Raw genomic sequence first — 2,306 nt, forward strand, 5'->3', positions numbered from 1 at the left:
GAATCCATATCTCCAGTCCCATTCGCGGCCAGGGCCGCTTCCCACAGCGGCTTGGTAGCTCTCTTCCGTGGGAAGCTGGCTGTCAGGCCATGTTTTTTCTTGCCAATGAATAGTGCGCGATTTAATATCGCCCTTATGAATGATCATGACACCCCCGACAGCCTGCTGAAGCTCGACCTTCAGGTCTGCTTCGCCCTGTATTCCACCAATCTGGCCATGACCAAGGTCTACCGCCGGTTGCTGCGTGAATTGGGGCTCACCTACCCGCAATACCTGGTGATGATGGTGCTGTGGGAGGAGGATGGGCAGAGCGTGTCGGAAATCGGCGAACGGCTGTTTCTCGACTCCGCCACCTTGACGCCGTTACTCAAGAGATTGGAAGGCATGGGGCTGCTGTCCCGCCGCCGGGCGATCGAGGATGAGCGCCGAGTAAAGGTGCGGCTCACCGATCAGGGCCGTGATCTGCGTATCCGGGCGGAGGCGATTCCCGAAGCGGTGGCCTGCGCCAGCCAGTGCCAGCCGGAGGAGCTGGCGGCGCTGAAAGATCAGCTTCATGGCTTGCGCCGTAAACTGAACGGGTAGGGCGCCACTTTGGGAGCCTCTGAAAAACGTCAGCCGGACTTGATCCGGCATCTCCTTCCACGAAGTCACGCACTCTGTAGAGGGAGATCCCGGGTCGAGCCCGGCATGACGGGGTGTTTTTCAGGGGGAGCTTCGCATATTGGCGTCCTGTCCTTGGATTGTTAAAATAGCGCACTATTTAATAGTGCAAAATGTCCGTAAAGGAGAGCACCATGAGCATCGAAAAAGTACTGTACCGCGCCGAAGCCAAAGCCACCGGTGGCCGTGACGGCCGCGCCGTGAGCAGCGACAACGCCCTGGATGTGAAATTGACCACGCCGCAAGCTCTGGGTGGTCCGGGTGGTGAGGGTACCAACCCGGAGCAGCTGTTCGCCGCCGGCTACAGCGCCTGTTTTCTCAGCGCCCTGAAACTGGTCGCTGGCAAGGCCAAGGTGGCGTTGCCGTCCGAAAGCAGTGTTCAGGGGCAGGTGGGCATCGGTCCGGTGGGCGCTGGCTTCGGCCTGGAAGTGGCGCTGACCGTGAGTCTGCCGGGTCTGGATCAGACCCAGGCGGAACAACTGGTCAACAAGGCCCACGAAGTGTGCCCATACTCCAACGCCACCCGGGGCAACATTGACGTGACTTTGAGCGTGGCGGTCTGACGGCTGTTCCCGTTGCAACTGTTCCCATTGCAAAAAAGGCTCAAGGGCCCCTTGCCAGCCCCGGCGAGGGGCTTTGTTTATTTTCATTAAACCTTCATCGGTGACCGTCTCTTTTGCCCTGGCGCCTGCTAGAGTTTGCAGGTGAATTCCCATCATTGCGCCATGTTCAAGGAGCGATCATGAAAACCACGCTTTCTCTCGCCGCCCTGACGGTGGCCGCTTTGCTGACCGCCTGTGATCAGGGGCCGGCCAACGATTCCCGATCCGCTGAACAAGGAGGGGGCGCCATGGAACAGGAAGAACAGCAGGTGACCCTTAAAGGCGAAGTGCTCTATCGGGAGCGCATCGCCTTGCCGCCGGATGTCACCGTACGGGTGGTGCTGGAAGATGTGTCCCTGGCGGACGCCGCGGCCCGGGTGATCGCCGAGCAGACCCTCGAACCGGAAACCCAGGTGCCGATTCCGTTTGAGCTGACCTACATGCGCGGCGACGTCAATCCGGACATGGGCATGGGGTACGCGGTGCGCGCGGAAATCCGGGATCAGCAGGGCAACCTGCTGTGGACCACCACCGAGCGGCACACGGTGGAAGTGGGCGAGAGCAATGATCAACCGGTGACCGTCATCGTCCACCGGGTGCCCGGTGACGAAGCACCTCGGGAGGATCCAGAGAACATGGAAGGTGTTGAGGGCGCGGGGCTGTCCCCGGCGGCACAGAAAGTTCGCGAGCAGGGCGCCCAGTTCTGGGCGGCGGGCAATGAGCCCGGCTGGAGCCTGGCCATCTTTCCGCAGGTGAAACTGGAACTGGTCACCGATTACGGAGAAACCACCGTCGCCGCGCCGGATCCTGGTCCCAGGGAAGAGGGCGGTAAAACTCTCTATCAGACCAGTAACGAAGACACCGACCTGACCGTGGAAATCGAACAGAGCCTCTGTCAGGACGACATGAGCGGCAAAGAGTATCCGTACACCGTGGTAGTCCGCTACGGCGATACCACATTGAACGGGTGTGGGCAGGAGCTGTAAAAGTATTGGAACTCGCCAGCGGGTTGGCTCCCGCAGCGTTTCTACAGAGCCGCTGTGG

At 60.5% G+C, this 2,306-nt stretch carries 3 protein-coding genes; all 3 read left to right on the top strand.

All coding sequences use genetic code 11. The features are described from left to right. The first annotated feature begins 135 nt into the window (after window positions 1–135). The 3 genes from A6D6_RS21545 to A6D6_RS21555 all read left to right on the top strand — a co-directional run bounded on the left by A6D6_RS21545 (window position 136) and on the right by A6D6_RS21555 (window position 2,248). Window positions 136–582, top strand: coding sequence for a MarR family winged helix-turn-helix transcriptional regulator (locus tag A6D6_RS21545; protein WP_133492604.1), 447 nt, complete (start codon window positions 136–138; stop codon window positions 580–582). 212 nt (window positions 583–794) lie between these two features. After that, window positions 795–1,223: an organic hydroperoxide resistance protein gene (locus tag A6D6_RS21550; protein ID WP_133492603.1), complete on the top strand. Its 429-nt coding sequence runs from the start codon at window positions 795–797 to the stop codon at window positions 1,221–1,223. 179 nt (window positions 1,224–1,402) lie between these two features. Beyond that, window positions 1,403–2,248, top strand: coding sequence for a YbaY family lipoprotein (locus tag A6D6_RS21555; protein ID WP_159661845.1), 846 nt, complete (start codon window positions 1,403–1,405; stop codon window positions 2,246–2,248). Window positions 2,249–2,306: the final 58 nt, after the last annotated feature.

The sequence above is a fragment of the Alcanivorax xiamenensis genome, from assembly GCF_009846745.1.
Taxonomy (GTDB): Bacteria; Pseudomonadota; Gammaproteobacteria; order Pseudomonadales; family Alcanivoracaceae; genus Alloalcanivorax; species Alloalcanivorax xiamenensis.